This is a genomic window from Inquilinus sp. CA228, assembly GCF_052078665.1.
Taxonomy (GTDB): Bacteria; Pseudomonadota; Alphaproteobacteria; order DSM-16000; family Inquilinaceae; genus Inquilinus.
Map to the genome: position 1 here is coordinate 13,415 of NZ_JBQJIK010000046.1, position 25,447 is coordinate 38,861.

Annotated in this window: 43 protein-coding genes; 36 read left to right on the forward strand and 7 right to left on the reverse strand. The window is 70.3% G+C overall.

The features are described 5' to 3' along the window. Nucleotide 1 precedes the first annotated feature (1 nt). The 7 genes from rapZ to ACTOWL_RS22320 all read right to left on the reverse strand — a co-directional run bounded on the left by rapZ (nt 2) and on the right by ACTOWL_RS22320 (nt 7,072). Nucleotides 2-886, reverse strand: a complete 885-nt coding sequence (gene rapZ, locus ACTOWL_RS22290) for an RNase adapter RapZ (RefSeq protein WP_441323464.1) — start codon at nt 884-886, stop codon at nt 2-4. After that, nucleotides 883-1,344: an HPr kinase/phosphorylase gene (locus ACTOWL_RS22295; RefSeq protein WP_441323465.1), complete on the reverse strand. Its 462-nt coding sequence runs from the start codon at nt 1,342-1,344 to the stop codon at nt 883-885. The genes rapZ and ACTOWL_RS22295 overlap by 4 nt, the downstream gene beginning before the upstream one ends. Before the next feature lie 49 nt (nt 1,345-1,393). Next, complete coding sequence (locus tag ACTOWL_RS22300) at nt 1,394-2,827, reverse strand: pre-peptidase C-terminal domain-containing protein (protein ID WP_441323466.1); 1,434 nt, start codon at nt 2,825-2,827, stop codon at nt 1,394-1,396. Between the two features lie 41 nt (nt 2,828-2,868). Next, entirely contained in the window at nt 2,869-4,620 is a 1,752-nt protein-coding gene (locus tag ACTOWL_RS22305; protein ID WP_441323467.1) for a stimulus-sensing domain-containing protein, read from the reverse strand. A gap of 53 nt (nt 4,621-4,673) precedes the next feature. Continuing rightward, on the reverse strand, nt 4,674-5,372 hold the full coding sequence (locus ACTOWL_RS22310) for a response regulator transcription factor (RefSeq protein ID WP_441323468.1): 699 nt from the start codon (nt 5,370-5,372) through the stop codon (nt 4,674-4,676). 14 nt (nt 5,373-5,386) lie between these two features. Beyond that, nucleotides 5,387-6,025 carry a hypothetical protein gene (locus ACTOWL_RS22315; RefSeq protein WP_441323469.1) on the reverse strand — a complete coding sequence of 213 codons (639 nt, stop codon included), beginning with the start codon at nt 6,023-6,025 and terminating at the stop codon, nt 5,387-5,389. Nucleotides 6,026-6,568: 543 nt separating this feature from the next. After that, complete coding sequence (locus tag ACTOWL_RS22320; protein ID WP_441323470.1) at nt 6,569-7,072, reverse strand: helix-turn-helix domain-containing protein; 504 nt, start codon at nt 7,070-7,072, stop codon at nt 6,569-6,571. 235 nt (nt 7,073-7,307) lie between these two features. On the opposite strand from ACTOWL_RS22320, the gene ACTOWL_RS22325 reads away from it, so the two are divergent. From ACTOWL_RS22325 to ACTOWL_RS22500, 36 genes are all read left to right on the forward strand, one after another. After that, complete coding sequence (locus ACTOWL_RS22325; RefSeq protein WP_441323471.1) at nt 7,308-7,586, forward strand: helix-turn-helix domain-containing protein; 279 nt, start codon at nt 7,308-7,310, stop codon at nt 7,584-7,586. Further along, nucleotides 7,583-8,014, forward strand: coding sequence for a hypothetical protein (locus tag ACTOWL_RS22330; protein ID WP_441323472.1), 432 nt, complete (start codon nt 7,583-7,585; stop codon nt 8,012-8,014). The genes ACTOWL_RS22325 and ACTOWL_RS22330 overlap by 4 nt, the downstream gene beginning before the upstream one ends. After that, nucleotides 8,011-8,478: a DNA transposition protein gene (locus tag ACTOWL_RS22335; protein ID WP_441323473.1), complete on the forward strand. Its 468-nt coding sequence runs from the start codon at nt 8,011-8,013 to the stop codon at nt 8,476-8,478. The genes ACTOWL_RS22330 and ACTOWL_RS22335 overlap by 4 nt, the downstream gene beginning before the upstream one ends. Beyond that, the gene (locus tag ACTOWL_RS22340) at nt 8,471-10,567 is read left to right on the forward strand and encodes a Mu transposase C-terminal domain-containing protein (RefSeq protein WP_441323474.1); all 2,097 of its coding nucleotides are present in this window, start codon (nt 8,471-8,473) and stop codon (nt 10,565-10,567) included. The genes ACTOWL_RS22335 and ACTOWL_RS22340 overlap by 8 nt, the downstream gene beginning before the upstream one ends. A gap of 12 nt (nt 10,568-10,579) precedes the next feature. After that, a complete protein-coding gene (locus tag ACTOWL_RS22345; RefSeq protein ID WP_441323475.1) occupies nt 10,580-11,341 on the forward strand; it encodes an AAA family ATPase in 762 nt (253 codons plus the stop codon). Then, nucleotides 11,338-11,907, forward strand: a complete 570-nt coding sequence (locus tag ACTOWL_RS22350; protein ID WP_441323476.1) for a hypothetical protein — start codon at nt 11,338-11,340, stop codon at nt 11,905-11,907. Before ACTOWL_RS22345 ends, ACTOWL_RS22350 begins: the two co-directional genes overlap by 4 nt. Further along, nucleotides 11,895-12,233 carry a hypothetical protein gene (locus ACTOWL_RS22355; RefSeq protein WP_441323477.1) on the forward strand — a complete coding sequence of 113 codons (339 nt, stop codon included), beginning with the start codon at nt 11,895-11,897 and terminating at the stop codon, nt 12,231-12,233. Before ACTOWL_RS22350 ends, ACTOWL_RS22355 begins: the two co-directional genes overlap by 13 nt. Further along, entirely contained in the window at nt 12,230-12,493 is a 264-nt protein-coding gene (locus ACTOWL_RS22360) for a hypothetical protein (RefSeq protein ID WP_441323478.1), read from the forward strand. The genes ACTOWL_RS22355 and ACTOWL_RS22360 overlap by 4 nt, the downstream gene beginning before the upstream one ends. Then, nucleotides 12,490-12,792, forward strand: coding sequence for a hypothetical protein (locus tag ACTOWL_RS22365; RefSeq protein WP_441323479.1), 303 nt, complete (start codon nt 12,490-12,492; stop codon nt 12,790-12,792). The genes ACTOWL_RS22360 and ACTOWL_RS22365 overlap by 4 nt, the downstream gene beginning before the upstream one ends. Then, nucleotides 12,789-13,031, forward strand: a complete 243-nt coding sequence (locus tag ACTOWL_RS22370; protein WP_441323480.1) for a hypothetical protein — start codon at nt 12,789-12,791, stop codon at nt 13,029-13,031. Before ACTOWL_RS22365 ends, ACTOWL_RS22370 begins: the two co-directional genes overlap by 4 nt. Before the next feature lie 38 nt (nt 13,032-13,069). Beyond that, nucleotides 13,070-13,693 carry a DUF3164 family protein gene (locus tag ACTOWL_RS22375; protein WP_441323481.1) on the forward strand — a complete coding sequence of 208 codons (624 nt, stop codon included), beginning with the start codon at nt 13,070-13,072 and terminating at the stop codon, nt 13,691-13,693. Beyond that, nucleotides 13,693-13,905, forward strand: a complete 213-nt coding sequence (locus tag ACTOWL_RS22380; protein WP_441323482.1) for a hypothetical protein — start codon at nt 13,693-13,695, stop codon at nt 13,903-13,905. Before ACTOWL_RS22375 ends, ACTOWL_RS22380 begins: the two co-directional genes overlap by 1 nt. After that, a complete protein-coding gene (locus tag ACTOWL_RS22385) occupies nt 13,898-14,290 on the forward strand; it encodes a hypothetical protein (RefSeq protein WP_441323483.1) in 393 nt (130 codons plus the stop codon). Before ACTOWL_RS22380 ends, ACTOWL_RS22385 begins: the two co-directional genes overlap by 8 nt. Beyond that, entirely contained in the window at nt 14,283-14,558 is a 276-nt protein-coding gene (locus ACTOWL_RS22390) for a hypothetical protein (protein ID WP_441323484.1), read from the forward strand. The genes ACTOWL_RS22385 and ACTOWL_RS22390 overlap by 8 nt, the downstream gene beginning before the upstream one ends. A gap of 16 nt (nt 14,559-14,574) precedes the next feature. Further along, nucleotides 14,575-15,939 (forward strand): hypothetical protein, encoded by a 1,365-nt coding sequence (locus tag ACTOWL_RS22395; RefSeq protein WP_441323485.1) that lies wholly within the window; start codon nt 14,575-14,577, stop codon nt 15,937-15,939. Nucleotides 15,940-16,132: 193 nt separating this feature from the next. After that, nucleotides 16,133-16,516 (forward strand): hypothetical protein, encoded by a 384-nt coding sequence (locus ACTOWL_RS22400; protein WP_441323486.1) that lies wholly within the window; start codon nt 16,133-16,135, stop codon nt 16,514-16,516. A 1-nt stretch (nt 16,517) separates the two neighbouring features. Further along, on the forward strand, nt 16,518-17,231 hold the full coding sequence (locus ACTOWL_RS22405; RefSeq protein WP_441323487.1) for a DUF7168 domain-containing protein: 714 nt from the start codon (nt 16,518-16,520) through the stop codon (nt 17,229-17,231). Next, complete coding sequence (locus ACTOWL_RS22410; protein ID WP_441323488.1) at nt 17,228-17,560, forward strand: hypothetical protein; 333 nt, start codon at nt 17,228-17,230, stop codon at nt 17,558-17,560. Before ACTOWL_RS22405 ends, ACTOWL_RS22410 begins: the two co-directional genes overlap by 4 nt. Next, the gene (locus ACTOWL_RS22415) at nt 17,557-18,024 is read left to right on the forward strand and encodes a phage protein GemA/Gp16 family protein (protein ID WP_441323489.1); all 468 of its coding nucleotides are present in this window, start codon (nt 17,557-17,559) and stop codon (nt 18,022-18,024) included. Before ACTOWL_RS22410 ends, ACTOWL_RS22415 begins: the two co-directional genes overlap by 4 nt. Beyond that, on the forward strand, nt 18,021-18,206 hold the full coding sequence (locus ACTOWL_RS22420) for a hypothetical protein (RefSeq protein ID WP_441323490.1): 186 nt from the start codon (nt 18,021-18,023) through the stop codon (nt 18,204-18,206). The genes ACTOWL_RS22415 and ACTOWL_RS22420 overlap by 4 nt, the downstream gene beginning before the upstream one ends. Beyond that, nucleotides 18,203-18,448 (forward strand): hypothetical protein, encoded by a 246-nt coding sequence (locus ACTOWL_RS22425; protein ID WP_441323491.1) that lies wholly within the window; start codon nt 18,203-18,205, stop codon nt 18,446-18,448. Before ACTOWL_RS22420 ends, ACTOWL_RS22425 begins: the two co-directional genes overlap by 4 nt. Next, nucleotides 18,441-18,752: a hypothetical protein gene (locus ACTOWL_RS22430; RefSeq protein ID WP_441323492.1), complete on the forward strand. Its 312-nt coding sequence runs from the start codon at nt 18,441-18,443 to the stop codon at nt 18,750-18,752. Before ACTOWL_RS22425 ends, ACTOWL_RS22430 begins: the two co-directional genes overlap by 8 nt. Continuing rightward, nucleotides 18,749-19,225 carry a hypothetical protein gene (locus tag ACTOWL_RS22435; RefSeq protein ID WP_441323493.1) on the forward strand — a complete coding sequence of 159 codons (477 nt, stop codon included), beginning with the start codon at nt 18,749-18,751 and terminating at the stop codon, nt 19,223-19,225. Before ACTOWL_RS22430 ends, ACTOWL_RS22435 begins: the two co-directional genes overlap by 4 nt. Next, nucleotides 19,218-20,216, forward strand: a complete 999-nt coding sequence (locus tag ACTOWL_RS22440) for a DUF5131 family protein (protein ID WP_441323494.1) — start codon at nt 19,218-19,220, stop codon at nt 20,214-20,216. The genes ACTOWL_RS22435 and ACTOWL_RS22440 overlap by 8 nt, the downstream gene beginning before the upstream one ends. Continuing rightward, nucleotides 20,213-20,368, forward strand: coding sequence for a hypothetical protein (locus ACTOWL_RS22445; RefSeq protein WP_441323495.1), 156 nt, complete (start codon nt 20,213-20,215; stop codon nt 20,366-20,368). The genes ACTOWL_RS22440 and ACTOWL_RS22445 overlap by 4 nt, the downstream gene beginning before the upstream one ends. Then, nucleotides 20,365-20,688, forward strand: coding sequence for a hypothetical protein (locus ACTOWL_RS22450; protein ID WP_441323496.1), 324 nt, complete (start codon nt 20,365-20,367; stop codon nt 20,686-20,688). Before ACTOWL_RS22445 ends, ACTOWL_RS22450 begins: the two co-directional genes overlap by 4 nt. Then, complete coding sequence (locus tag ACTOWL_RS22455) at nt 20,685-21,065, forward strand: DUF4326 domain-containing protein (protein ID WP_441323497.1); 381 nt, start codon at nt 20,685-20,687, stop codon at nt 21,063-21,065. The genes ACTOWL_RS22450 and ACTOWL_RS22455 overlap by 4 nt, the downstream gene beginning before the upstream one ends. Then, a complete protein-coding gene (locus tag ACTOWL_RS22460; RefSeq protein ID WP_441323498.1) occupies nt 21,062-21,517 on the forward strand; it encodes a hypothetical protein in 456 nt (151 codons plus the stop codon). The genes ACTOWL_RS22455 and ACTOWL_RS22460 overlap by 4 nt, the downstream gene beginning before the upstream one ends. Nucleotides 21,518-21,728: 211 nt before the next feature. Beyond that, complete coding sequence (locus tag ACTOWL_RS22465) at nt 21,729-22,355, forward strand: hypothetical protein (protein WP_441323499.1); 627 nt, start codon at nt 21,729-21,731, stop codon at nt 22,353-22,355. Further along, entirely contained in the window at nt 22,352-22,717 is a 366-nt protein-coding gene (locus ACTOWL_RS22470; RefSeq protein ID WP_441323500.1) for a hypothetical protein, read from the forward strand. Before ACTOWL_RS22465 ends, ACTOWL_RS22470 begins: the two co-directional genes overlap by 4 nt. Nucleotides 22,718-22,805: 88 nt before the next feature. Continuing rightward, nucleotides 22,806-23,684 carry an N-acetylmuramidase domain-containing protein gene (locus ACTOWL_RS22475; protein WP_441323501.1) on the forward strand — a complete coding sequence of 293 codons (879 nt, stop codon included), beginning with the start codon at nt 22,806-22,808 and terminating at the stop codon, nt 23,682-23,684. Continuing rightward, entirely contained in the window at nt 23,685-24,179 is a 495-nt protein-coding gene (locus ACTOWL_RS22480) for a hypothetical protein (RefSeq protein ID WP_441323502.1), read from the forward strand. Then, nucleotides 24,176-24,376, forward strand: a complete 201-nt coding sequence (locus tag ACTOWL_RS22485) for a hypothetical protein (protein ID WP_441323503.1) — start codon at nt 24,176-24,178, stop codon at nt 24,374-24,376. Before ACTOWL_RS22480 ends, ACTOWL_RS22485 begins: the two co-directional genes overlap by 4 nt. A 131-nt stretch (nt 24,377-24,507) precedes the next feature. Then, nucleotides 24,508-24,735 carry a TraR/DksA C4-type zinc finger protein gene (locus tag ACTOWL_RS22490; protein WP_441323504.1) on the forward strand — a complete coding sequence of 76 codons (228 nt, stop codon included), beginning with the start codon at nt 24,508-24,510 and terminating at the stop codon, nt 24,733-24,735. Next, nucleotides 24,735-25,139, forward strand: coding sequence for a hypothetical protein (locus tag ACTOWL_RS22495; RefSeq protein ID WP_441323505.1), 405 nt, complete (start codon nt 24,735-24,737; stop codon nt 25,137-25,139). The genes ACTOWL_RS22490 and ACTOWL_RS22495 overlap by 1 nt, the downstream gene beginning before the upstream one ends. Beyond that, complete coding sequence (locus ACTOWL_RS22500) at nt 25,136-25,444, forward strand: VpaChn25_0724 family phage protein (RefSeq protein ID WP_441323506.1); 309 nt, start codon at nt 25,136-25,138, stop codon at nt 25,442-25,444. The genes ACTOWL_RS22495 and ACTOWL_RS22500 overlap by 4 nt, the downstream gene beginning before the upstream one ends. Nucleotides 25,445-25,447 lie beyond the last annotated feature (3 nt).

Sequence of the window (25,447 nt, forward strand, 5' to 3'; positions counted from 1 at the left end):
CTTAAGTCGGCATGTCGCGATGGACCAGCCCGCGGCGGGTGCCCTGGCCGTCCAGCCAGGCCGCCAGCGTCTCCGCCACGAACACCGATCGATGTTTGCCGCCGGTGCAGCCGACGGCGATGGTGAGGTAGCTCTTGCCCTCGCGGTTGTAGCGCGGCAGCAGCGGTTCGAGCAGGCCGAACAGCGAGGTCATGAACGGGTCGAACTGGGCGTCGCGCCGGATCATCGCCTGCACCGCCGGGTCCTGCCCGGTCTGCGGCCGCAGGTCCGGCACCCAGTGCGGGTTGTCGAGGAAGCGGACGTCGAACACCAGGTCGGCCTCGCGCGGCAGGCCGCGCTTGAACGAGAACGACATCACCGTGACGTACAGGCCGGGCGTGGTGCCGAGGCCGAAATGCCCCTCGATCAGGCGCCGCAGATCCTGCGGGTTGGTCAGGGAGGTGTCGACCACGACGTCGGCCAGCGGGCGCAGCGGGTACAGCTCCAGCCGCTCGCGCCGGATGCCGTCGGCCACCGGCCGGTCGATCGCCAGCGGGTGGCGGCGCCGGGTCTCGGTGAAGCGGCGCTGCAGCACCTCGTCGTCGGCGTCGACGAACAGCAGCCGGACATCGACGTCGCCGCGGGCGCGCAGGGCCGCGATCTCGGCCTCCAGCGCCTCGACCGAGAAGCCGCGGGTGCGGGTGTCGATGGTCACCGCCATCGGCCGGCCCTCGGCATGGTCGACCAGCGGGCCGAGCAGCGCGATCGGCAGGTTGTCGATCGCCTCGTGGCCAAGGTCCTCGAGGGTCTTGAGCGTGGTGGAATGGCCGGCGCCGGACAGGCCGGTCACCAGCACCAGACGATGACGCAGGCCGGACCGCGCCGGCGTTTGGGGACTGTCGGTCATCGCGCGAGACGGTGTGCGGGCAGGGCCAGCGCGGCCAGGGCCAGACGCAGCTTGACCGGCGCCGAGGCCTCGAAGGGGGCCACCGAGACCAGCGGCAGGCGGATGCCGAGATAGGCGCAAGTCCCCGGCTCCGGCAGCCTTTCGATCGCCTCGGCCGGCTTCAGGTCGGCGACCAGCAGCACCGGGGCGGCCGGCTCGAATGGCACCGGGATCGGGCCGAAGCCGCGGGCCTCGATCAGCCCGGCCAGGACGGCAGGCGGGCGCGCCACCACGACGCCGCCCTCGAGCGAGAGCTGCACCCGGTCGTCGGCGACCAAGCGCCCACCGGCATCGATCAGCCGGAGGGCCAGGTCGGATTTGCCGCTGCCCGACGGCCCGCGCAGCAGCACGCCGCGGCCGTCGACTGCGACGCAGGTCGCATGGATCGTCGCCATCGCGGGTGGGAAGGTGGACGGCACCCCCGGTCCCTGTCAATCGCAACGGCAAATCATCAGACAAGAAGACGCGTTATTTCGCAGGCACCGCCTTGGCCTCGAGCGTGTAGGGGGTGTCGCCCTGGTAGGAGTAGACCCGCAGCAGATAGGTGCCGGGGTCCAGCCGCAGCTGCAGCTCCTCCGGATCGGTGCCGGATTCGGCGCCGCTGATCAGGCTCTCCTGGTCCGAGGCGCGCAGCAGGTCGATATCGGCGTCGCCCTGCTCCATGGTCAGGCGGATGGTGACGTCGGCGCGGTTGACCAGGGTGAAGCGCCAATAGTCGTCGCGGTCGGTGAAGCCGACCCAGTCCTTGATGCTGACGGGCTGCGGTCCGATCCGCTCGATCGTGCCGGCCTCCTCCGGGGTGTTGCCGGCATGGTCCGGCGGCGGCGGGGCGGCGGGCGCGCCGGCCACGGTCATCCGGTATTCGGTGGCCTCGCTGCCGGCCGGATAGACGCTCAGATAATAGGTGCCGGGGTCGAGCGTCGCGGTCAGCGCCTCGGCATCGGTGTCGGTGTTGGTCCCGCTCAGCAGGTTGCTGCCGTCGGCGCCCTCCAGGTTGACGTCGGCATCGGCCGACATGCCGTCCAGGCTGATGGTGACCGCCTGCCGCTCGCTGATCTTGAAGGCGTAGTAGTCGCTGGCATCGGCCGGGCCGACCCAGTCGCTGGCCTCGGCGCTGCCGCCGGTGACGTCGCCGAGGTCGCGGGCGTCGGATTGGCTGGACCCGGCCGAATCCGGCGGCGGCTCCTCGGCCACGGTGCCGGAGACGGAGAGGCGGTACGGCGTGTCGTCGCCGTAGCTGGTGACGACCAGGTAGTAGGTGCCGGCCTTGACCACCGTGGCGATGTGCTCGTCGTCGGAGCCGCCGGCCGCGGCCGAGCCGAGGGTGCCGCCCTCGCTGTCGCGCAGCTCGAGATCGGCGTCGGCGGTCATCCCGGTCAGGTCGATCGACAGGGTGGTCCAGCCGTCGGTGGTGAAGCTGAAGACGTCGGTCTGGTCGCTGTTCGAGACCCGGCCCTCGGCGGCGAGCGGGGAGGTGCCCACGGTCCCGAGCGGGGTCGCGGTGGCGACGGTGTCGTCGGCGGAGTCGTCGGCCGAGGCCACGCCGGGCGTGCCCTCCGCGGCGCCGGGCATGGCGATGCGCATCGGCGCCAGGGTTTGCGCCCACATGTAGCCGACCGGGGTGTTCGGGGTCTGCACCCGGACCCAGCCGCCGACGGCCAGCCGGCCGGTGACGATGACCTGCGACCCGAAGGGCAGCGTCTCCTTCAGCTCGGCGGTGCCGTTCGGGGCGCCGCGGACCGAGGCGCTGGCCCAGGTGACGAAAGACAGCGCATCCATCTCCTCCAGCACCGCCGGCGGTGCTGGAGGTGCCGGGACGGCTGCCGGTGCCTGGGCGAAGGCCGGCCCCGTGGCCAGGATGAAGACGGTGCCGAGCAGCAGCCCGCGCAGGCACGATGTCATGAGATTCCCCCTTCGATACGGAATGTCGTGGATGCCGGCCCTCACTTCGCGGGGATCTTCACCGTGAAGCGGGCGCCGGGGCGCCCCTCGCGGTTCTCGGCGAAGATCTGGCCGCGATGGGCGGTGATGATCTGCTTGGAGATGCTGAGGCCCAGGCCGGAATGGGTGCCAAACTTTTCCCCGGCCGGGCGCTCGGTGTAGAACCGGTCGAAGATCGCCTCCAGCTTGCCGGCCGGGATGCCGGGGCCGTCATCCTCGATGGTCGCGATCACCCAGCCGCCCTCGCGCCGGGCGCGCAGGGTGATGGCGCCGTCGGGCGGCGAGAACGAGATCGCGTTGGTGATCAGGTTGCGGAACACCTGCACCAGCCGGTCCTCGATGCCGGGCACGGTCAGGGCCGAGCCGGGCGGCAGGCTCAGGCTGATCCTGAGGCCGGTGTCCTCCAGCGTGGCCTTGTACAGCTCGGTCAGCATGCCGACCATGCGGCCGATGTCGACCGTCCCGGTCTCGGCCCGCGACAGCTCGGCATCGAGGCGCGAGGCGTCGGAGATGTCGGTGATCAGCCGATCCAGGCGCTGCACGTCCTCCAGGATGATGGCCATCAGCCGGCGCTGCTGCGCCGGGTCGGTGACCCGGGCGGTGGTCTCGACCGCGCTGCGCAGCGAGGTCAGCGGGTTCTTGATCTCGTGCGAGACATCGGCGGCGAAGCGCTCGATCGCGTCGATCCGGGTCCACAGCGCCGCGGTCATGGCCCTGAGCGCCGAGGCCAGCTCGCCGATCTCGTCGCGCCGGCCGCTCATGTCCGGGATCTCGATCTTGCGGCCGCGGCCCTGCTGCACCCGCTCCGCCGCCCGGGCCAGCCGGCGGATCGGCCGGGTGATGGTGCCGGCCAGGTACAGCGACAGGATGATGGTGACGCCCAGCGCGATGGCGAACACCTTCAGGATCTCCTCGCGCACCGTCTGCAGGTTGCCCTCGATGTTGACGCCCTCGCGGGTCATCAGCACCGCGCCCAGCACCAGCCGCACGCGCTGCACCGGCACGGCGACGCCGAGCATCAGCTTGCCGTCCTCGCGGGTCCAGATCTGGCGGCCGATGCCGCCGCTCAGCGCGGCGCGGACGCTGGCATAGTCGTTGGCCTGCTGGTCCTGGCGCTCGACATAGGTCGGCCAGCGTTTGCGCGGCCCGGCGAATTCGGTCGACCAGTCGTAGATCGCGTCCCAGAGACCGCGCAGCCAGCCCTTGTATTGCGGCGCCAACAGCGGCCGCACCTCGATGATGCCGCCGGGCTGGCCCAGCATCCGGCTGTCGGCCACCAGCTTGCCGTCGGCGCCGAACAGCCGCGCCCTAGTGTCGTTGGTCTGGTACACCCGGCGCACGATCTGGCGGGCGTTGTCCGGGTCCAGCGACTGCACCGTGTCGACCCCGCCGACCACCGCCGCCTCGGCCAGGTTGGCGGCCAGGATCGTGGCCTCGGCGTCGAGCGAGGACAGCTCGTTCTCGATCAGCCGCTCCTGGTAGGACGACAGGTACAGCATGCCGCCGACCAACATCATCAGCGCCATCATGTTGACGGCCAGGACGCGGGCAGTGAGCTTGGAGAAGAAGCGCCGGCGCATGCGCGCGACCGGCGCGTCGACGGCGCGGCCGCCGACCGGGGTCGCGGTGATCGGCTCGGCAACCGGCTCCAGCGCGGCGGCCTCGGTGGCGGCGCCGATCGCGTCGGGGCTGGCCTCGGCCGGCTCGCCGAGGCGCGGCGCGGGGCCGCGGGAGGCTCTCAACGTGGCCGTCATGGCATCATGCGGCGATCAGCACCGCGGCCGGGATGGGACGGCCGCCGGGACGCTCAAGCCTCCTTGTAGCGGTAGCCGACGCCGTACAGCGTCTCGATATGGCCGAACTCGGTGTCGAGCGCCTTGAACTTCTTGCGGATGCGCTTGATGTGGCTGTCGATGGTGCGGTCGTCGACATAGATGTGCTCGCCATAGGCGGCGTCCATCAGCTGGTCGCGGCTCTTGACGTGGCCGGGGCGGATCGCCAGCGCCTTGACCAGCAGGAACTCGGTGACGGTCAGGTCGATGGTCTCGCCGCGCCACAGGCAGGCGTGGCGGTTGCCGTCGAGCGTCAGGTCGCCGCGGGTCACCACGGCGGCGGGATCGGCCGGGGTGGTGTCGGTGGCCAGCTGCTCGCGCCGCAGCAGGGCACGGATGCGCTCGATCAGCAGGCGCTGCGAGAACGGCTTCTTGATGTAGTCGTCGGCGCCCATGCGCAGGCCGAGCAGCTCGTCGACCTCGTCGTCCTTCGAGGTCAGGAAGATCACCGGCATGTTGGTGGTCTTGCGCAGCCGGCCCAGCAGTTCCATCCCGTCCATGCGCGGCATCTTGATGTCGAGCACGGCCAGGTCGACCGGCTTCTGCGCCAGCCCGCGCAGCGCCTCGTCGCCGTCGGAGAAGGTGCGGACCTCATAGCCTTCCGACTCCAGCGACATCGCGACCGATGTCAGGATGTTGCGATCGTCGTCGACGAGCGCGATCGTCTGGGCCATGGCCCCCTCCACTCTCACCACCCGCCCCCGGCGGGCACATTTGCATTGCCGGGGACGCTGGACGCCCAATATGGCGTATTCGCGGCCAAATTGTCACTCGGACGAGGTAATCTCCAAGAAAACCAGCGAGGTAGCGGCGCGATGACGACATCAGAGCTCGCCCCGGCCGAACGGGCCCGGCTCCTGCTGCGCAGCCTGGACTGTGATCTGCCAGATGCTTTGATCTGGGCCGGATCTCGCCGGATAAGGCCGGATGAGGCCGGACGGGCGCGGAGACGCTGGGGTTGTGGGGCGGGGGGCGGCGGATCGTCGTCGTCGGGCGATTTGATCCGCAAGGGCTTCCGCGCCACTTGGTTTGATCCCGCGGCGCGGCTCTTAAACGGGGGCAGCTGGATCTCGGGCGCGAGGGCGTCGAGCAGCGAAGCCGGACCGCGACAATCACCGCTGCGCTTCGTCTGGTCTGGAAACCCCGAAGTCGAGATGTTGATCTGTGAAAGATTGAGCGCAAAACCGTCGCCGATAATGATGGTGGCGCCTTGCCCCACGTCACCGATGTTAATCGTCCTGGGTTTCTCGTCCCTATCCGAGTCTCTAGGCTTTGTTTTCTCTATGATTTTGCCGCGCAATCGTTCCGGAATATCCTTCTTGTCCATCGTCCCCGTTATCCTTCATTAAATTTTATTATAGGTAGGATGAAAAACCATTCCCAGGGCGATGGCAACGGGATTCGCTCATGCGTATAAGCGGAGCGAAGCATCGTTGCGCGGATGCCACAACAAAACGTCGGCGGCTCGCTAACCGCGGCGGAATCAGCGCCGCAGGGCGTCTCTGATGGAGGCGACCGCTCGGTCCAAACGGACCCCAGCCTCGGTCATCTGTGCGGCGGCCTCATTGTCGTTGCGCTTGGTCAGGACGCGGATGGCTTCCCCAGCCACCCGGCGAGCCGAGGCTATGGTATCCACCGCCCAGGTGAGCTCGGCCGACCTGTCGGCTGAAGGCAGCAGTCCCCACCGGCCGATAGCCTCATTGCAGGCCAACTCCCGCCGGCCATCCACAACTCCGTTCCTCTCGCAATAAACAACGACGTCAGTAAGAACTGGTCGCGCCCTGTCGGTTATTTCGGCTCCAAGGGCACTGCCGCATGACAATAGCGCGGCCATCAACAATCCAATGCGACGCATTCCACGCTCCCAATATCAGCCGGCCTTTCTAAGGATACGCAGGACTTCTGCGGCGCCGACTTTCTGGCCGTCCTGCTTTCGCTCCATTTCCAGCTCGTATAGCTCGAAGATGAAGTCACCCAAGGCGGCCGGGTCGGCTTCGCGATCGAGATCATCCAGCAGTTCCGCGATCGTCTCGATCGACTCCCGCATCAGCTTCGGATCCCAGCCGTAGCCGGCCGGTGCTTCGTGCAGATGCGCCGGCCTGGCGCGATCGTTGGGCTGGTAGAGCGGCTGGTCGGCCGCCCACGGTCGTTCGCGCCGCCACATCGGGCCCTCGCCTGTCGCGAGCCAATCCAACGACAAATCAAGGGCTTCGGCGGCTCTGGCCATGTGGCTGAAACCGGGGTCGGTTTGACCGCTGGTCCACTTCCGGATGCCCGACAGAGACAGATCGATCTGCTCGGAGAGCATCTCGCCGGTCACCTTCGCCGCCTTCATCGCGGTGCGCAGACGGTCGCCAACGGTCTGACTGTTCATCGGTCAAACCGTCAGATTCAGAAGATGCCGCAAGAGGCGCCTTACAGTTCTATAAGTGCCTGATATGGCATCTTTTTCCAGAAAGCGGCAATCGCCACCAGAAAAAGTAACCGTAAAGTCCTCTTTCGCCGTTGCCGAAGATGCCGAATAAGGTATTCTCATGACGTTCGTAAGTCCGATTTGCCGATAAAAACCGCCCTGGGAGGGGCGGCATTCACAACCAACAAGAGACACGATGCGCAGCACGCTGAAGGACACGCCGGGACCGCTGGTCCGGGCCTGGGTTCACATCAAAGGGAAAACCCTAACCCAGGTCGCGATAAACGCGGGATTGCAGCCCGCGGCCTGCCGGATAGCCCTTGGCACAGCCCACTACGCCGGCGAGTCGGCCATTGCCCAGTACCTTGGGAAGACCCCCGAGGAACTGTGGCCGCGGCGCCTCGCCGACCGTGCCGAAAGGAAGAATAAGGCCCAACGGCCGGCTGCGCACCGTGAAAAACGGAGCGCCAAATGAACAGGGAAGAACACGTCCCGCTTGCGGACCCCAACCGCCAGCGGCTGATCAAGACCTTCGCCAGCCTGGCCAACCTGACGATCGACGACATCCACCACCTGACGACGCTGGCCGTCCTGATCCGGAGCGGCCGGATCGTCCCGTCCCGCGATCTGTCGCCGGTGGCGCTGGAGCGCCTGCCGGCCACGGCTGAGGCGGCGCCGATGCCGAGCTGGGCGCAGCTGTCGGCCGAGGGCAACCTGACGATCGACCTGGGCCAGGTCGAGACGTTCACGATCACCACCCCCACCGGACGGCGGCGGCTGCTGATCGGAGCCCGCGCAGGCGTCCAGATAGCGGTCGATGGCGAGCGGTTCGACGTCACCCGGCGGGAGCTGCCGGGCGGCGACGACTGGCTGATCGCTCCGAAGCCGGCGGGTGCGCCATGACGCGCCGCGTCTCCGACCCGGGCCAGCCCAGCCTGCTGGAGTGGCAGCCGGCCAAGGTGGTGAAGCGCTTCGCGGCCGAGCTGATCCGGGCCGCCAGCCTGCGCGCCAAGCTGTGCCGCGGGCTGAAGCTGACGCTGAAGGAGTGCGGCATGACCCGGGCCGAGGTGGCCAAGGGCATGTCGGACTATCTGGGGGAGACGATAACCCCAGGCGCCTTGAACACCTACGTCTCGGAGTCGATGGACGACCGCATCGTCAACGCGGTGCGCTTCATCGCCTTCGTCGCGGTGACCGGCGACCCGCGGCCCCTGAATGCCCTCTTGGAGGAGCTGGGGCTGGTCGTCATCGAGCGGAAATATCTTCCCTGGATCGAGGTCGGAATGCTGCGCGAGCAGCAGGACAAGCTTGGCCGTGACATCGATTCGGCCCGGCGGCGGGCGACTTCGGGGGTCGCCCGTGACTGACGCCTGGAAGACGGCCGAGGGCTGGGCAGCCGAAGGGCTGCCGGAGCTACCCGGAACCAAGGCAGGCCTGCTCGATCGTGCCCGGCGCGAAAACTGGCCCTTCCGCGATCGCCAGGGCCGCGGCGGCGGGCGGGAGTACCCGCTGTCGGCCCTGCCGAAGGCGGCGCGGGTCGAGTTCGGCCGGCGCCAGCTGATCTCGGCCTCGCGGAGCGCGCCGCCGGCGCCGATCGCCGCGCCGGTGCCGACGCATCTGCTGAAGGACCACCAGCGGAAGTGCATGGAGGCCAGGGCCGCGGTGCTGGCCGAGGTCGACCATCTGGCGCTGACCGTCGGCCATGTCCAGGCCCGGCTGCTGGTCGAGCAGGGCGCGGCGGACGGGTCGCTGGACCCGTCGCTGCAGCGCCTGGTCGACCGGGCGAACGACCGCCAGGGCGGGCGCGTCGGCGTGTCGGCGGTGACGCTGAAGCGCTGGCACACCGCCCGGGCCCGGGGCGGCGTGCCCGCCCTGGCGCCGAAGCCGGCCAAGGTCGCGTCGGCCAAGGTGCCGGGCTGGCTGCCGATCTTCCTGGACCTGTACCAGATCCACGGCAAGCCGAGCGTCGCGGCCTGCTGGCACCGGCTGGACCGAGCCCTGCCCGAAGGCATGGCGAAGCCGCCGCTGCGCACGGTGCAGCGCGCGATCGAGCAGATGCCGGCGCTGGAGCGGAACCGGGGCCGGATGGGCGTCCGCGCCCTGCGGGCGCTGAAGGCCTACACCACCCGCGACGTCAGCGAGCTGTGGCCGGCGGCGGTCTATGTCCCCGACGGCCACACGCTGAAGGCGACGGTGGCGCACCCGATCCACGGCCGGCCGTTCCGCCCGGAAATCACCAGCATCATCGACGTGCACACGGGCCGGATCGCCGGGTGGTCGGCGGCGCTGTCGGAGAACACCATCGGCACGCTGGACGCCTGCCGCCATGCCTTCGAGCGGTCCGGCGTCCCAGACATGTGGTACAGCGACCGCGGCCGCGGCTTCAACAACGAAGCCTTCGACGACGAGATCGCCGGCTTCATCCACCGCTGGCAGATCACGAAATGGCAGGCCCGGGCCTATGACGCCCAGGCCCGCGGCGTGATCGAGCGCAGCCACCAATCCCTGTGGGTCACCGGCGCCCGGTTCCTGCCCTCCTATGAGGGCCGGGACGTCGATAAACAGACCTATAAGCGGGTTTCAACGGCCATCAAGCGCGACATCGAGGAGCTGGGCGCCAGCCCGCTGCTGATGGATTGGGACGCGTTCCTGGCGTGGTGCCAGGACCAGGTCGACGCCTACAACGACCGGCCGCACAGCGACCTGCCGAAGATCCTGGACCCGGCGCTGGGGCGGAAGCGGCACCAGAGCCCCAACGAGGTGTGGCAGGCGGCGATCGCCGCCGGCTGGACCCCCGACATCCTGTCGGCCGAGGAGCACCCCGACCTGTACCGGCCGCAGGCCGAGGTGACGGTCAACCGCTGCATCGTGCGGTTCCGCGGCAACGCCTATTTCAGCGACGAGCTGGAGCTGTGGCACGGCCGCAAGGTGCTGCTGGCCTACGACATCCACGACGCCACGCGCGTCTGGGTCCGTGGCCTGGACCAGCAGCTGATCTGCACGGCTGAGTGGAACGCGCACCAGACCAGCTATGTGCCGGTGTCGGTGGCGCAGGACGCCCATCAGAAGCGGAACGTGGACCGGCTGAAGCGCAACCAGGCGCAGGCCCGCAGGATCGAGGCCGAGCTGGGCCCGGCGCTGATCGACGTCCAGGCGGCGCGGCCGCTGGAGCCGGAGACGATCATCCGGGCGGAAACCGCCTTCGTCCGCCTGGACGCCCGGGCCGAGGCCGAGGCCGCGGCAGCGGTGGAGCCCCCGGCCGCGCCGGCGGGCCGGCCGCGGTTCAAGGACGAGCTGCATTTCGCGCGCTGGATCACAGCCAACCCCGACGAGGCAACCCCGGGCGACGCCGCCCTGGCGCGGGACCTGGTGAAGAAGCCGAACGCCCGGATGTGGCTGGAGTGCGAGGGGGTCGACATCGAAGCCCTGCGGGCCATCGCCCGCCGGGCCGCTTAAGGGAGGGAATTCATGAAGAAGTGCTTCGTCAAGACCAGTAATACGGCCCGGTACATGTCGGCGATCACAGCATTGGAAGATCGCGGCGCCGACGAGGCCTGCCTGGTGGTGGTCGACGGCGAGCCGGGGCTGGGCAAGACCGAGACTGTGCAGTGGTGGGTGACCCAGACCGCGGCGGTCTACCTGCGGGCAAAGCAGGAATGGACCCCGGCCTGGGTGCTGCGCGAGCTGCTGGCGGCCCTGGACGAGAAGATGCCGGCCGGCAGCTTCGAACGGATGTACGGCCAGGCCCTGCTGCGGTTGAGCGAGCGGGTGCGGCTGGCGGCCCGCGAGGACCAGGCCTTCGCCGTGGTGATCGACGAGGTCGACTACATCTCGAAGCGCGAGACGATCGTGAACACCTTCCGCGACCTGTCGGACATGACGGAAATCCCGTTCGTCCTGGTCGGCATGGGCCGGGTGCGGCACCACCTGGCGCGCTTTCCCCAGGTGGCCAGCCGCGTCGGCCAGTATGTCGCGTTCGAGAAGGCGTCGATCGACGACGTGCGCGGCCTGGTGGACGGGCTGTGCGAGGTGCCGGTCGCCGACGACCTGGTGAAGCTGCTGCACCGCGAGAGCCAGGGCCTGGTCCGCGAGATCAAGGAAGGCATCGGGTCGATCGAGCGACGCGCCCGGACGCTCGGCGCCACCGCCCCGATCTCGATCGCCGACATGGAAGGCCAAGTGCTGCTGAACGACCGGTCGTCCGGCAAGCCGATCCGGGTGCGGGCATGAGCGCGCTCGACCTGTACCGCCCCGAGGCGCTGGAAGCGATCCTGGCCAAGCTGCCGGCAGGCGCGTGCTTGGGGATCGACGAGCTGGCCGGGGCGCTGCCCTATCCGAGGCACTCCCTGGCCGGGATGCTGGCGGCCCTGGTGGTCGACGGCACGGTCGAGCGGGTCGAGCAGGGCTGTTTCCAGCGCGTCGCCGGCCCCTATGAGCCGCTGCAGGCCAACGGCGTGCGGCCGGACCTGCAGGGGCCCGCGCGCCCGCGGACCGACCTGCAGCGGCGGCTGTGGCGCGCCATCCGGCTGCGGAAGAAGTTCTCGGTCGGGGACCTGATCGTCCTGGCCTCGCGCGAAGGCGAGCCGTCGTCCAGGAACACCGCCTATCGCTATGTCCGGGCCCTGGGGTCGGCCGGGTATCTGAGCCCGCTGCCGCGGGCCAGGGCGCCGCTGGGGCCGAAGCGCTGGCTGCTGGTGCGCGACACCGGGTCGGCCGCGCCGATCCTGCTGGTCGAGCAGGGCCAGACCTATGTGACGGACCCCAACACCGCGGAGCGCGTGCCATGCAAGCGCTAAGCGCCCAGGCCATGGACCTGCTGCGCCGGGCCGTCTCCGCCGAGGGCAGCCAGGCCAGCGCCGCGAAGCGCATCGGCATCTCCGCCGCCGCGGTCAGCCTGCTGCTGAAGGGCCGATACGGGGCCGACACGGCGAAGATGGAGCGGAAGATCCGCGGCGCCCTGGACCAGGTGACCTGCCCGCATCTGCGCCAGGTGATCACCGGCCCGGAGTGCATCCGCTTCCGCACCCGCAACATCCCCACCCATGACCCGCGCGAGCTGCGGCACTGGAACGCCTGCCAGAGCTGCCCGATCGGCGCGTGCCTGACCGGAGGGACGACATGATCAACCTCCCGCTGCAGCTCGAATTCGTGGCCCGCATGCTGCGCGTGAACGTGGTGGCCGAGCACGAGCTGGTGGTCCTGAAAGAGGACCAGGGCATGGCCATGGCCGACTACCTGGAGTGCGCGGCGGAGATCGTCCGCTGCCTGATGGCCCAGCCGGGGTCGCCCGCGGCCCGCATCTGCGGCGAGCTGCCGGAGGGCGTGGTCGACCTGGCGGCCGCGCGCCGGCGCCGGGCCCCGCGGGGAGGGCCGCTGTCGTGATCGGGACCGAGAAGGAATTCACGGCGCACGGCATCAAGCGGCGCGGCACGGTCATGGCCTATATGGCGCCCGGCGCCGACCAGGTCGTGTTCTGGATCCGCACCGGCGACGGCGAGCTGCATCGCTTTGTCGACGGGCCGCGCCAGGTGGCCGACCCGCTGGCGCTGGCCCAGGCCGTGCTGGCCGGCCGCAGCCCGCGGGGGCTCGGGATCTCCGAGCTGATGAACATCCTCGCCGCCGCCGTGGTCGAAGGGGCTTCGACCGACGCGCCGCAGCTGGTCGACGGGGGCGCGCCATGATCGCCGCCGTCATCGCCACCGGCTGGCTCTGCCTGCTCGCCGGCTTCGTCGGCGGCCTGGCCTTGCATGCCTATCGGCTGGACGGCGTGGCGCTGCTGACGCGGCGCTTCCTGGCCGAGCTGCTGACCGTGGCCCTGCTGTTCTCCGCCGTCCTGTGGGGCGTGCCGCTGGCCGGCGCCGCCTTCGGCATCGGGCAGCCGGCGACCGTCCAATTCGCAACCGAAGGAGCCGTCCGATGACGACGCCAGAAAGCCAGAAAGCCAGAAAGCCAGAAATCATGACGTCAGGAAATCATGACGTCCCGGCCGGCTGCCTGAAGGACGCCAAGGGGCGCTTTGTACCGGACCATCTGGTCAAGGCTACAGACAAGCTGCAGGACCAGCTGGTGACGAAGATGCTGGCCTATGCCGACGAGCTGTCGGCGCAGATCGGCCGCTTCAAGGCCCATTGCTTCGACGACGTCGGCACCTTCGTCGACCTGCTGGCCGAGCAGTACGGGGTCACCCGGGGCGCCGGCAAGGGCAACATGAGCTTCAACAGCTTCGACGGCACGCTGAAGGTGGTCATCGCGGTGGCCGACCACCTGACCTTCGGCCCGGAGCTGCAGGTCGCGAAGTCCCTGGTCGACGAGTGCATCGCCGAGTGGTCCGAGGGCTCGAACGACCAGATCAAGGTGCTGGTCCAGCACGCCTTCCAGGTCGACAAGACGGGCAAGGTCAGCCGCGAGGCGATCTTCGCCCTGCGCCGGCTCGACATCCAGGACGAGCGCTGGCAGCGGGCCATGGCGGCGATCAACGACAGCGTCCGGATCGAGGGCAGCAAGACGTATATCCGGTTCTACCGCCGCGCCACGCCCGAGGATAGCTGGCGGCCGGTCACCATCGACCTGGCGGCGGCGTGATGGGCGCCATCGCCAAGGCCAGCTGGACGCCACGCGGCGCCGCGAAGGCCAGCCGGAGCCGCATCGACCGCATGGTGTCGATGCTGGAGGAGATCGCCGACATCTGGGGCACGGCAGACGGCGTCATCGTCGACGACTGCGACCGCGTGCTGGCCGAGCTGAAGAACCTGCGGGCCGCCGTCGAATATGCCGGGGGCCAAGCCGATGACTGAGCCCCTCGCACGCTTCGACGGCGCGGCCGTCTGGGCCACCCTCGATCCCGAGCACCAGGCGGCGATCGGCGCGATCGCGCTGGAGATTGTGGCGGCCATGGTGGTCGACCGCTACGTCGAGATAGCGCCGGAACGGGACCCTCGGGTCTACCGCGTCTACTTGGCCTTCGACGCCGGCGACGCAGTGGACCTGCTCTTCCAGCGGGCCGCGTCGGCGGTCGATCTGGCCGCCCAGCTAGGGGCAAACGGTCTTCCGAGGATCCCTTCGGTGATCGGTGCGATCTGCCGCGACTGCGGCTGCACTCAGGACGACGCGTGCACCCCGCGCTGCAGCTGGGCCGAGCCGGACCTGTGCAGCACCTGCAAGGGGGCGGCCGATGTCTAGGCCGCACCACCTGACCGAGCTGGACGAGGCCGAGGCCGAGCGCGTGGCGGCGCTGGCCCACCGCCTGATGGGTGTCGTGACCACGGCCGACTGCGACGAGCCGCGCGTCCTGTTGAACGCGATCCTGGCGCTCTACCGCGCCGCCGCACTGGGCTCGGCGCAGGCCGGCTTCTGCCCGACCTGCGTCTCGAATGCCATGGCGGTCGCCCAGACCAACCTGCGCAACGACCTCGCCACCAATGCGGCCACCCGGCCGCAATTCCACTGACATCGAGGAGGGAACCATGGACGTGCAAATCCGTACCCGTCTCCTCGCCGCCGCCTTGGCCGATCACGACGGCCTGGCCGCGGCGCTGACTGCCGCGAAGGACGCGGAGGCCTGGCTGCAGGGCGGCCAGGTGCCCGCCCCGGTGCCGGTGTACTTCCTGCCGGCACCGATGGCGGCGTCGGTCGATTGGAACGTCTGGGCCGGCGCCCCCGAGCTGGAGATCGTGCGGGACGGCGATCCGGCGATCGCGACGCCGGCGCCCGCACCGCCGCCGAGCGAGAATGGGCATGATACCCGTTCTGAGCCCGCGCCGGCGCCGGCCGGGCCGGCCGGGCCCATCGCGGCGCCTCGCCGGACGTGCGCCGCGCCTGGCGCGACCCCGTCCTGGCTGGGCGCCACCGTTGCCGCCGCCAGGGACATCGCGGCCCGCGGCGATCGGATCACGCCGGCCACGATCTCTGCGGAGCTGGCGATCGGAGCCGCCGCTGCAGGGTGGCGCCTGCGCGAGATGCTGAAGGCTGGCCACGTCACCAGCTCCGGCGTCAGCAATCAAACCCAGTATCACCTGGTTGACCAAACGGGCGCCGAAGCCCCCGCGCCCAGCGTGCCGGAGCCGGCCGAGACGCCGATCGCGGAGCCGCCGGCGCTGGACGGCAATCCCGCCACGGTCATCGGGACCCTGCTGCAGCAGGCCGGGCACTATGTCGATACCGAGCAGCTGCAGGCGTGGCAGGACCAGTGCGACGCGCCGGCGCCCGCGTCGGCGAAGGCGGTGTCGTTCCGGCCCCGCTCCCGGGCGGACGGGGCGCCGGAGTGGCAGGACGCGACCATGGAGGCCTGCCGGACGATCGAGGCTCGCTTCGGGCATATCCGCCTGAAGGATGTCGCCTTCGCCCTCAACCTCACGCCGGGCGCGGCGGCCTGGCGGCTGAAGGTCATGGTCGATGACGGCCTGCTGACCGTCACGGGCAAGACCAACAACCGCCGCTACCAGCTGGCGGCGGCGGCGCCGATCGCCGAGCCCGCGGCGGCGATGCCGGAGCCGGCCGCACCGCCGGCGCAGGCGCCGCCGGCCGCCGTGCCGCCGCCGGCGCCGCGACCGGCCACGCTCAGGCCACGGCCGCCGGTGCTGATCGGGTCGGGGCTCCGGCCCGTGGCGCCCCCGCCGCCGATGGTGCGCCAGGCCGCGCCGATGCGGACGACGATGGATGACGTCGTCGCCTTCCTGCGCGGCCAGGGCTGGGCCGTCCGCGGCGGCCCGCAAAGCTTCCACTGCGCCGGCGAGGTAGTGACGGCGTCCGATCTGCTGGCGAAGGCCAATCTGATCCGCAGCGGTATGCAGAAGCCGCCGCTGACGGTCGACAGCGTCGCGGCCGGGTGACCGCCATGGACGCGATCGCCAACTGCGATTGCCCGCCCGATCGGCGGCGTCGCGATGCAGACGGCCGGTGCTTCAGCTGCAGCGGTACGCTGCCGGAAGATGGGGTCAACCCCGCTTCAACTTGTTGTGAACAACAGGTTGAAGCTGGGTGCTTCGGGTCCTGGTGGATCGCACTCCTTCAGGGTGGCCGGCGATGAACAGCATCGAGATCGCGCTGGGCATCTCGCGGATCAACGGCATGGTCCAGGCCGCGCGCACGCTGTCCCGCGGCCTGAAGGACCAGGTGCGGGCGGCGTCGCTGGAGCTGATCCTGATGGTGCGGGGCGTGCGCGCGCCGGCCACGCCGACGAAGCCGATCGTGCTGGGCTTCGACGACCTGGTCGCCCTGCACGCCGGCTGGGTCGAGACGCTGGAGGCCGCCGGCGCCAACCGCAGCGACATCGTCACGAGCTTCAACCGCATGCTGCGCGGCCACCCGGCCAAGCCCAGCGCGCCTGACGTCCCCAACATCCCGCCCGGGCACGTCCTGGTCCGCGACGAAGCCCTGCTGCGCCTGGCCGGCGGAGAGGAGAGCTGACATGGCCGACCTGAAGTCCCTTCGCGACAAGCTGGACGCGCTGCGCCGGATGACGGTCGAGAACGGCTGCACCGAAGCCGAGGCCGCCAGCGCCGCCGAGAAGATGGCCGAGATCCTGGCCAAGCACGGCCTGACCGAGGCCGAGCTGGAGCGGATGGAGATGACCGACCATCGTGAGACGATCGGGAAGGCGCGGTCGCCGATCGACCGGATCTGGCTGGCCGTCGGCGACTTCGCCCGCTGCGTCGCCTACACCTACACGCCCAGGCGCGGGAAGCGGTCGATCATCTACTTCGGACGCGAGGCCGACGTGCTGGTCGCGGAGTATGTCCACGACGTCGTGGCCCGGGCCGTGGCCGCGGCGCGCAGCGCCCACAGGGCCTCGCCGGAGTTCCGGCGCCGGCGCGTGGCCCGGACCCGCGCGGCCGCCATGCGCGCCTTCGAGGAGGGCCTGGCCGAGCGCATCTGCGACAAGCTGTGGAAAGGCCTGTGGCGGCAGCGGGGCGGCACCACTGGCGAGATGTGGATGGCGATCCGGCAGCGGCGCGAGCTGCTGTTCGCCGTGATCGGCAAGGACCTGGTGACCCTAACCATCCCCGCCGCCCCCTCGGGCTACGGCCGGGACAAATGGGCCGGCGAGCGCGCCGGCGCCGCCCTGGCCGTCAACGCCGGCGTCGGCACGGCGACCGCGCCGGTGGCGGGGCTGCTGCGATGACGCCGGGCCAGCTGGAGCTGCTCGGCCGGCTGTCGAAAGACGAGCTGCTGGCAGTGATGAGGCGCCTGGTGTGGGGCGCCCGGGATCTCGAAGTCGTGCTCGCCGCGTCGGAGGCCTTAGGGGGGCGGGTTGAGCGCCTGCGGTCGGCATGGCGCGTGGCGTCTGGAGACACGGAGGCGGCGGCAGTGGCCTGCAAAAAGCGTCCCCGCAGCGCCGCAGCTCTTCGCGCCTATCGCGAAGCCGCGGAGGCCGAGGACCGCCGTTGGAAGGCACTGCGGCGCTGCCAGGACGAGCGCACCCGCATCCTGAATATGGAGACCCCGCTATGACCTTGCGTCTCGCCACCGACAACCCCCAGCAGACCAAGGCGAAGCAACTGCGCCGGACCGAGTTGGGGTTGATCCACAAAGGGGCCAAGACCCTGGCCCTGACCGAGGACAGCTATCGCGACCTGCTGCGCGGGCAGACCGGCAAGGAATCGTCCGGCGACATGACCGGGGCCGAGCGGCGCCGGGTGATCGACCGGCTGCGCGAGCTGGGCGCGCTGGAGGAGCGGCAGGCCTACAAGGCCAGCCTCGGCGGCGGCCAGGCCGGCATGGCGCGCGGCCTGTGGGCCGAGCTGCGCCAGCTCGGCGCGCTCGAGGACGCTTCGGACGAAGCGCTGGACGCCTTCGTCCGCCGGCAGACCAAGGACCAGGTGACCGCGTGCCGCTTCCTGCAGGACCCGAGGCAGGCCCGGCCCGTGATCGAGGCGCTGAAGGGCTGGATCGCGCGCGTGCAGGGCCGGTCATGACCAGGCGGCAGCTGCCCCATCCGCGCGAGCTGCGGGCCAACGGCACCCTGTGCTCGCGCTGCGGCGACACGGTGAAGGACTCTTACCAGGGCAAGCCGGCGCCGGGGCATCCGCGCCCCTGCGACGCCTGCAGGGCGAGCCCGCACCGCAGCGGCGGCGAGCCGCCGGAGACGGTGTCGTGACGGCGCCCGACGCGACGGTGCTGCTGGCCGGCGACCACATCGAGCTGGTCGACCGGCTGGCCCAGGGCGTGGTCCGGCACCCGCACTTCTATTGGTACTGGCGGCGCCTGCTGGTGCCGCTGGAGCAAGCCGGGCTGCTGCGGATCACCCCGGATCCGGACCCAAAGATCGGCCGGAAGCGGATCCGCATCGCATGGACCGAGGCCGGCCGCGCAACCCTTCAGGAGATCCGACATGGTTGACCGCGCCTATCTCGAACGCCTCAGCCGCGAGCTGACTGACGAAGGCAAGCTGATCGAGGCCGGCTGGGTCGGCCTGCGTCTTGCGGCGATCCCTGAGGGCGCCTCGAAGACCCAGCTTCAGGAGATGCGAAAGGCGTTCTTCGCCGGGGCACAGCATCTCTTTTCGTCGATCATGACGATCCTGGATGGAGACCGGGAACCGACCGCCGACGATCTGCGGCGCATGAACCTGATCGATGTCGAGCTCCGGTCCTTCGCCCATGATTTGGAACGCGAGATCAGCGGCACGGGAGCGCGCCAATGATCCCGGCCCTGACCGTCTGGCAGCCCTGGGCGACGCTGATCATGATCGGCGCCAAGCCCTTCGAATTCCGCGGCTGGCCGATCCCGCGCGCCTATCGCGGCAAGCGCGTCGGCATCCACGCCGGCGCCCATCGGATCGACAAATCCGAGGTCGCGGACCTGATCCTTCGGCTGCAGGGACCGGAGGCCTGGACCACCTGCCTGAAGCCGGAGTTGGCACTGCCTCTGCTGAAGCGGGTCTACACCAGCCCGGGCCTGCTGCCCCTGTCGTCGATGCTGGGCACCGTCATCCTCGGCGAGCCGGTTCGCAGCTGGGAGATCGCCGCCGTCTTCGGCGGGGTGATCAACGACAGCGACCGGGACGAGCACTGCAACTGGGCATGGCCGGTCTCCGACATCGTGCCGCTGGAGCCGCCTGTGCCCGCCCGCGGCGCGCAGGGCTTCTGGACCTGGAATGAGGCCGCCCATGGCTGAGAACACCGGCATCGAGTGGGCCGACCACACCTTCAATCCCTGGGTCGGCTGCACCAAGGTCAGCCCGGCATGCGACTTCTGCTACGCCGAGAAATGGGCGCTCCGGACCGGCCAGGCCGGCCTGTGGGCCGGCGATCGGCGGCTGACCAGCGACAGCAACTGGAACGAGCCGGTGCGCTGGAACCGCCGGGCCCAGGCCGAGGGCCGGCGGTATCGGGTGTTCTGCGCCAGCCTGGCCGACGTCTTCGACAACAAGGTGCCGAAGGCCTGGCGCGACCGGCTGTGGAAGCTGATCCGCGACACCCCGCACCTGGATTGGCTGCTGCTGACCAAGCGGCCGCAGCTGATCGCCGGGATGCTGCCGGAGGATTGGGGCGACGGCTATCCGAACGTCTGGCTGGGCACCACGGTCGAGAACCAGACCGAGGCCGATCGGCGTGTCCCGCATCTGCTGGCAGTGCCGGCCACGATCCGGTTCCTGTCCTGCGAGCCGCTGCTGGGGCCGGTCGACCTGTCCGAATGGCTGTGGGGGCCGGCGGAGCCGTGCTCGGCGTGCCCCAAAGACGAGGACTGCGAATGCGGCTGGCAGCCCCGCAGCGCCCTCGCGGGCCAGGCGGCGCTGCACTGGGTCATCTGCGGCGGCGAGAGCGGCCCCCAGGCCAGGCCGACGCATCCGGACGGACCTCGCAGCCTGCTGGACCAATGCCAATCCACCGGCACCGCCTTCCTGTTCAAGCAATGGGGCGAATGGGTCCCCTACCAGCCGGACCGGAATTGTACCGTTCTCTGGCACTCCCAGAACGGAGAGATGATCGACCGGCACCACATCCCCGATCTCGACAGCAATGAGGATCCGCGGTCGAAGTATTGGTCTGACGCCTGCCTCTACGAGGGCGACGATATCTGCCTGCATCTGAAGGTCGGCAAGAAGCTGGCCGGCCGGATGCTGGACGGTCGCACCTGGGACGAGTTCCCGAAGGTAGCGGCATGACAGACCACATCCTGAACCGGCCGGCGCCTCCGGTCACGCCCAAGGCCGAGGTCCAGAAGCCGACGCCCGAGGACGCGAAGGTGATCCGGCAGACCCAGCGAACCAAGGCCACAGAGGCCGTCTGGCGGGCGATTTCGGGGCGGCCCCGATGACCGGCCGCCTCGCCTGCCTGGTGCCGTTCTGCCGTCGCACCCGCGGGGTGCGGAGCGGCGAGCCGCCGATCCGGCCCGGCGAGGAATGGGTGTGCGGCCCACACTGGAAGCTGGTCCCGGGGCGCCTGAAGGCCAGCCGCCGTCGGGCAAAGCGCCGGGCGATCGCGGCCGACCGGCTGTTCCAACGCCGCTATTCCGAAGCGGGGAACCGCTATTGGCAGGAATGGCTCGACGAGGTGGACCGCGCACGCCAGGTCGCCCGGGATCGCTGGGCAGCGTGCAAGCGCGCGGCGATCGAGGCGGCCGGAGGGCTGCGATGACCGGCCGGCCGAAGCGGGTCCAGCTGCGCCGGACCAAGGGCTGGCGGCTGCCGCCCGGCACCGTGGTGTGCGGCCGCGGCAACGGCAACCGCTGGGGCAACCCCTGGCGGGTCACCTATGAGCCGGGGAACGGGTGGTGCGTCCTGGACCCCGACTGGGTCGCGCGGCCGCGGCGGCACTTCTGCAGCTCGCGGGCGGTCGCCCACCGCTTCGCCGTGTGGCGGTATCGGCGCTGGGCCCAGTCGCCGCTGTCCTGGCCGGCCCGGAACACCGCGGAGCTGCGCGGCCGCGACCTGGCCTGCTGGTGCGGCGCCGAGCTGGCCTGCCATGTCGACGTGCTGCTGGAGCTGGCCAACGGGCCGCAGGTGACCGCATGAATGAGATCGGCAACGCCCTGGCCGCCGAGCTGGACCGCCTGGGGGCGACAGACATCCGCTTCGCCCATGGTTCGAAGCATCCGCGCATCCACTTCACCTGGAATGGCGAGGAGCACTACCGCGCCTTCGCCGGCACGCCGCGCAACGCCGGCGACGCCATCCACGAAACGCTGCGCGACCTGCGGCACCAGCTGGGGCTGGTCAAGACGAAGAAGCGCGTCGGCGACCGGCGCCGGCGGCGGCTGAAGCCGATCGCGGCGCCGATCCGCGTCGTGGACTGCCACGTGCCGGAGCGGCCCGACCCGATGGCCCCGCTGCGGCGGCATCCGCAATTTGCCGCGGCGCAGGCCTGGGCCCTGGACCAGGCCTGGCGCGCCCTGTTCATCGCCCGGGCCCTGGGCCAGGGATACGTGCCGGTCATGGCCGGCGGCCGGGCGCAGGTGACGGCATGACCTTCCACTGCCACCGCTGCGGCGAAGCGTGGCCGGACCATCCGGTGACGCGGGTCCCGTGCCCCGACTGCGGCGCCCCGGCCGGGGCAGCCTGCCGGCGACCGTCCGGGCATCGCGCCTGGGGAGAGCCCCATGTCGAACGCGAGCGGGCGGCGCTGGCCGCAGGGGTGCTCGGCATTTGCCCCGCCGGCCAGCAGCCGGGGCTAGAGCTGTGACCGGCCCGCTGTTCCCCGACCTGGCGCTGATGCTGCCGCCCGAGCGGGCGGCCAAGCCCCGCCGGCCCCGCAAGGAACCGCGGCGCCGGCGGCACCGCGACGACTGGTATTGCGAGAGCCAGGAGGCGGTGCAACTGCTGCTGGACGCCGAGCGGGCCGACGGCCTGGTGCTGGACCCCTGCTGCGGCCGGGGCAACATCCCGCGAGTGCTGCGGGCGGCCGGGATCGAGTGCCTGGGGTCCGACATCCGCGACCGCGGTTTCGAGGGCGTGATCGCCGACTTCCTGGATGCGGGCTTCGAGCTGCCCGCCGGCGTCGATGAAGTCTGGTTCAACCCGCCTTACCGCGACGCCCAGGCCTTCGTGCAGCGGGCGCGGGACCTGGGGGTGCGGAAGGTGTGCGCCCTGCTGCGCCTGGCGTTCCTGGAAAGCGAGGGGCGCCTGCCGTGGTTCTTGGAGGGCGGTCTGGCTCGGGTGTGGGTGTTCTCGCGCCGTCTGAGCATGCCGCCCGGCGATGCCCTCGAGTCCGGCCAGGTCGAAGCCGAGGGCGGCAAGGTCGCCTTCGCCTGGTTCGTCTGGGCACGCGGCTGGAACGGCCCGCCGCAGATCGGATGGCTGCCATGACCGCCCCGACGCCGCCGCCCCAGGTCGAGCCCTATATCGAGATCATCGGCCACGACGCCGCGCTGGACCTGGTCAAGGCCTTCGGCGGGGTGCGGGTCTATGTCCCGAAGGATCCGCCGGCCGACAGCCCGGTGGTGAAGGCGATCGGCATGGCGGCCGCGGTGCGCCTGGCCGCCGCGCTGGGCGGGGAGTCGCCCCGGATCCCGGTCGCCCGCGCCTGGCTGGTGCAGCACTATGCCAGCCTGCAATGGCCGGTGCCGCGCATCGCCCGCGAGCTGCGCATTGCCGATTTCTCGGTTCGTCGTATCCTGGAGCGGCAGGGTGGCCGCCAGGTCGACGAACGGCAGACCAGCCTGTTCTGACCTGATGCCGGTGATGGGGCGCACCATGGTGCGCCTGATCCCCCGCCGATAATCACCGCATCCTGCGGGCTCGACCGGAGCCCGTTGAATGCCCCTTCAAGATCCCGCGCATGCTGCGTTGAACCTGATCCCCGCGGACTTCCGCGGGAGGGCGCGTGCCCGCAGCTCCGGCATCTTCGACGGCCTGGCCGACGAGCTGAAATGCGAGGTCGCGGCGATCCAGACCTTCGTCATGGTTGAAGCCGGCGGCGCCGGCTTCATGAAGGACGGGCGCCCCAAGATCCTGTTCGAGCGTCACCGATTCCGGAAGCTGACCGGCGGCCGGTTCGACCGCGTGAACGGCAGCGTCAGCAACGCGAGCCCGGGCGGCTATCTCGGCGGGGCTGCCGAGTATTCGCGGATGGGCGAAGCCTATGCCCTCGATCCCGTGGCGGCCGTGATGTCGGCCAGCTGGGGCTGCGCGCAGATCATGGGCGAACGCCATGAGATGGCCGGCTATGTGCTGCCGGGGGCCATGATCGGCGCCTTTTGCGACTACGAGGACGCCCAGCTCCACGGCTTCGCCAATTTCATCCGGTCGGCCGGGCTGCAGCCGGCGCTGCAGGACAAGGCCTGGCTGCGCCTGTCGGACGGCTACAACGGCAAGGGCGGCCGGGCCAATGGCTATCCGGCCAAGCTGGCGGCGACCTATGCCCGCCAGCTGGCGGTGGCGCACGACCCGGACAATACCGAGCGGCACGACATCGTCGAGATCCAGGCGATGCTGAACCTGCTCGGATACGGGCCGCTGGCGGTCGATGGCTGGTTCGGAGCCAAGAGCCGTGCCGCGGCCTACCTCTACCGCCAGGACCACAACCTGACCGGGCTGAGCATGCTGGGCCCGGACATGCGCGCGGCGCTGTACGAGGGCATCCCCGTGCCGCCGCCCCTTCCGGCCGCCCGAGGCGGCCCCAACCCCGAGGCGTGAATGAAGATCTTCCGATGGTTCGGATGGTGCCTGCTGGTCGCCGCTTGCGCGGCGCCGATCGCCCTGTCGCTGACGTCGCTGCCGGCCCAGGCGGCCGACGGCACCACCGTGGACTTCTCACCGACGGCGGCGCTGCTCGGCCAGTACCTGATGGTCGCCATCGAGGGGCTGGCCGGCCTGGCGATCGGCTGGGCGCTGCGCTGGCTGCACCTGTCGGGCAATGCCCAGGCCGAGCAGGTGGCGGCCCAGGCGCGAGCGCTTCTGCATGGTGCGGTTGAGAACGGTATCAGCCGGGCCTTGGCCGCCGTGGGTGGCTCGATCAATTCCGTCGACGTTCACAACCAGGTGATGGCATCCGTTCTCGGCTATGCCCAGACGAACGCGGCGTCCGCGCTCGATCGGCTCGGCGCCTCCCCCGGCGAGCTGAGCAAACTGATCGAGGCGAAGCTTGGGCAACGCAGCGAGGCCGCGACCTTCATCCGGGCATCCCCGTGATCGGCGACACCCTAAAAGGGCTGGCGGCATGGCTGAAGGCCCTGCTGCCGGCCCTTCTCGGCTATCTGGCGGGCCAGGCGCGCGCCAAGGAACAGCAGGCCCGGAGCGATGCGGACACCCTGGCGGAACAGAACGATATCGGCGCCGGCGCTCCTGTTGGCCGCCGCCGCATCCTTGACTGGATGCGGGGGCGCTAGCGTGTGCCCGGCCTTCCCACCGGCGGGGCCGGCCGTGGCAACCGAGTTCGAGCGCCACGCCGACGACATGCCGGCGACCGAGGAATGGTTCGAGCGCCTGCATCGCCTGGACCAGCAACTGGCGGCCTGCCGTGGCTGACCCGATCGACCAGGCCAATGAACTGAGCGAGCGCCTCCGGATCGAGGCGCTCGCCGAGCAACGACAGCGCGCCCGGCAGCGGAGTCAGTTGAGCCGGGGGCGGCCGTCATCGCCGGACTGCCTCGCCTGCGGCGAGCCGATCCCGGAGGAGCGCCAGGCCCTCGGGGGCGTGACGCGCTGTGTGGGCTGCGAAACCGCGGCCGAAGGAAGGGGACGGTGATGCCGGACTGGATGCGGGAATGGTGGCCGGCCTTCGCCGTGGCGGCGAGCGTGCTGTCGCCGCTGCTGGTCATGTGGATCGGGTGGTCGATGCGGCACCAGTTCCTGACACGCGAGGATCACGACAAGGCCGTGGCGGACCGCAACTCCAGCTTCAAGGCCCTGGAGGTCCAGATCACCGACAACCAGGCCAAGACGGGCGACCGGCTGGCCGCGACCGAGCAGCGCCTGGCCCTGGTCGAGCGGGACGTCAGCCACCTGCCGACCCGGACCGATTTCGAGCGCCTGGCCATCAGCATCGGCCGGGTCGAGACGGATGTCGGCCGCCTCGGGGCGGGCGTCGCCGGGATGAACGAGAACCTCAACCGGATCACCGACCACCTGATGAGCGGGAGCGCCCGATGAGCTTCGCCGAGGCCAACACCAAGAGCCGGCGCCTGGCCATCCTGCGCCTGCTGGCCGAATCGGAGGGCAGCGCCAACGAGAGCGTGCTCAAGCAAGGGCTGCACCTGCTGGGCTTCGCCGGCCGCCAGGCGACGGCCGACGCCGTGCGCGAGGACCTGGCGTGGCTGAAGGACCGCGGCCTGGTCGGGCACACCTGGTACGAGGCCCGGGTGCTGGTGGTGACGCTGACCCGCCGCGGCGAGGACTATCTGAACCGCGAGGTCGAGCCGATCGACGGCATCGAATACCCCCGCATGGGGAAGTGACGC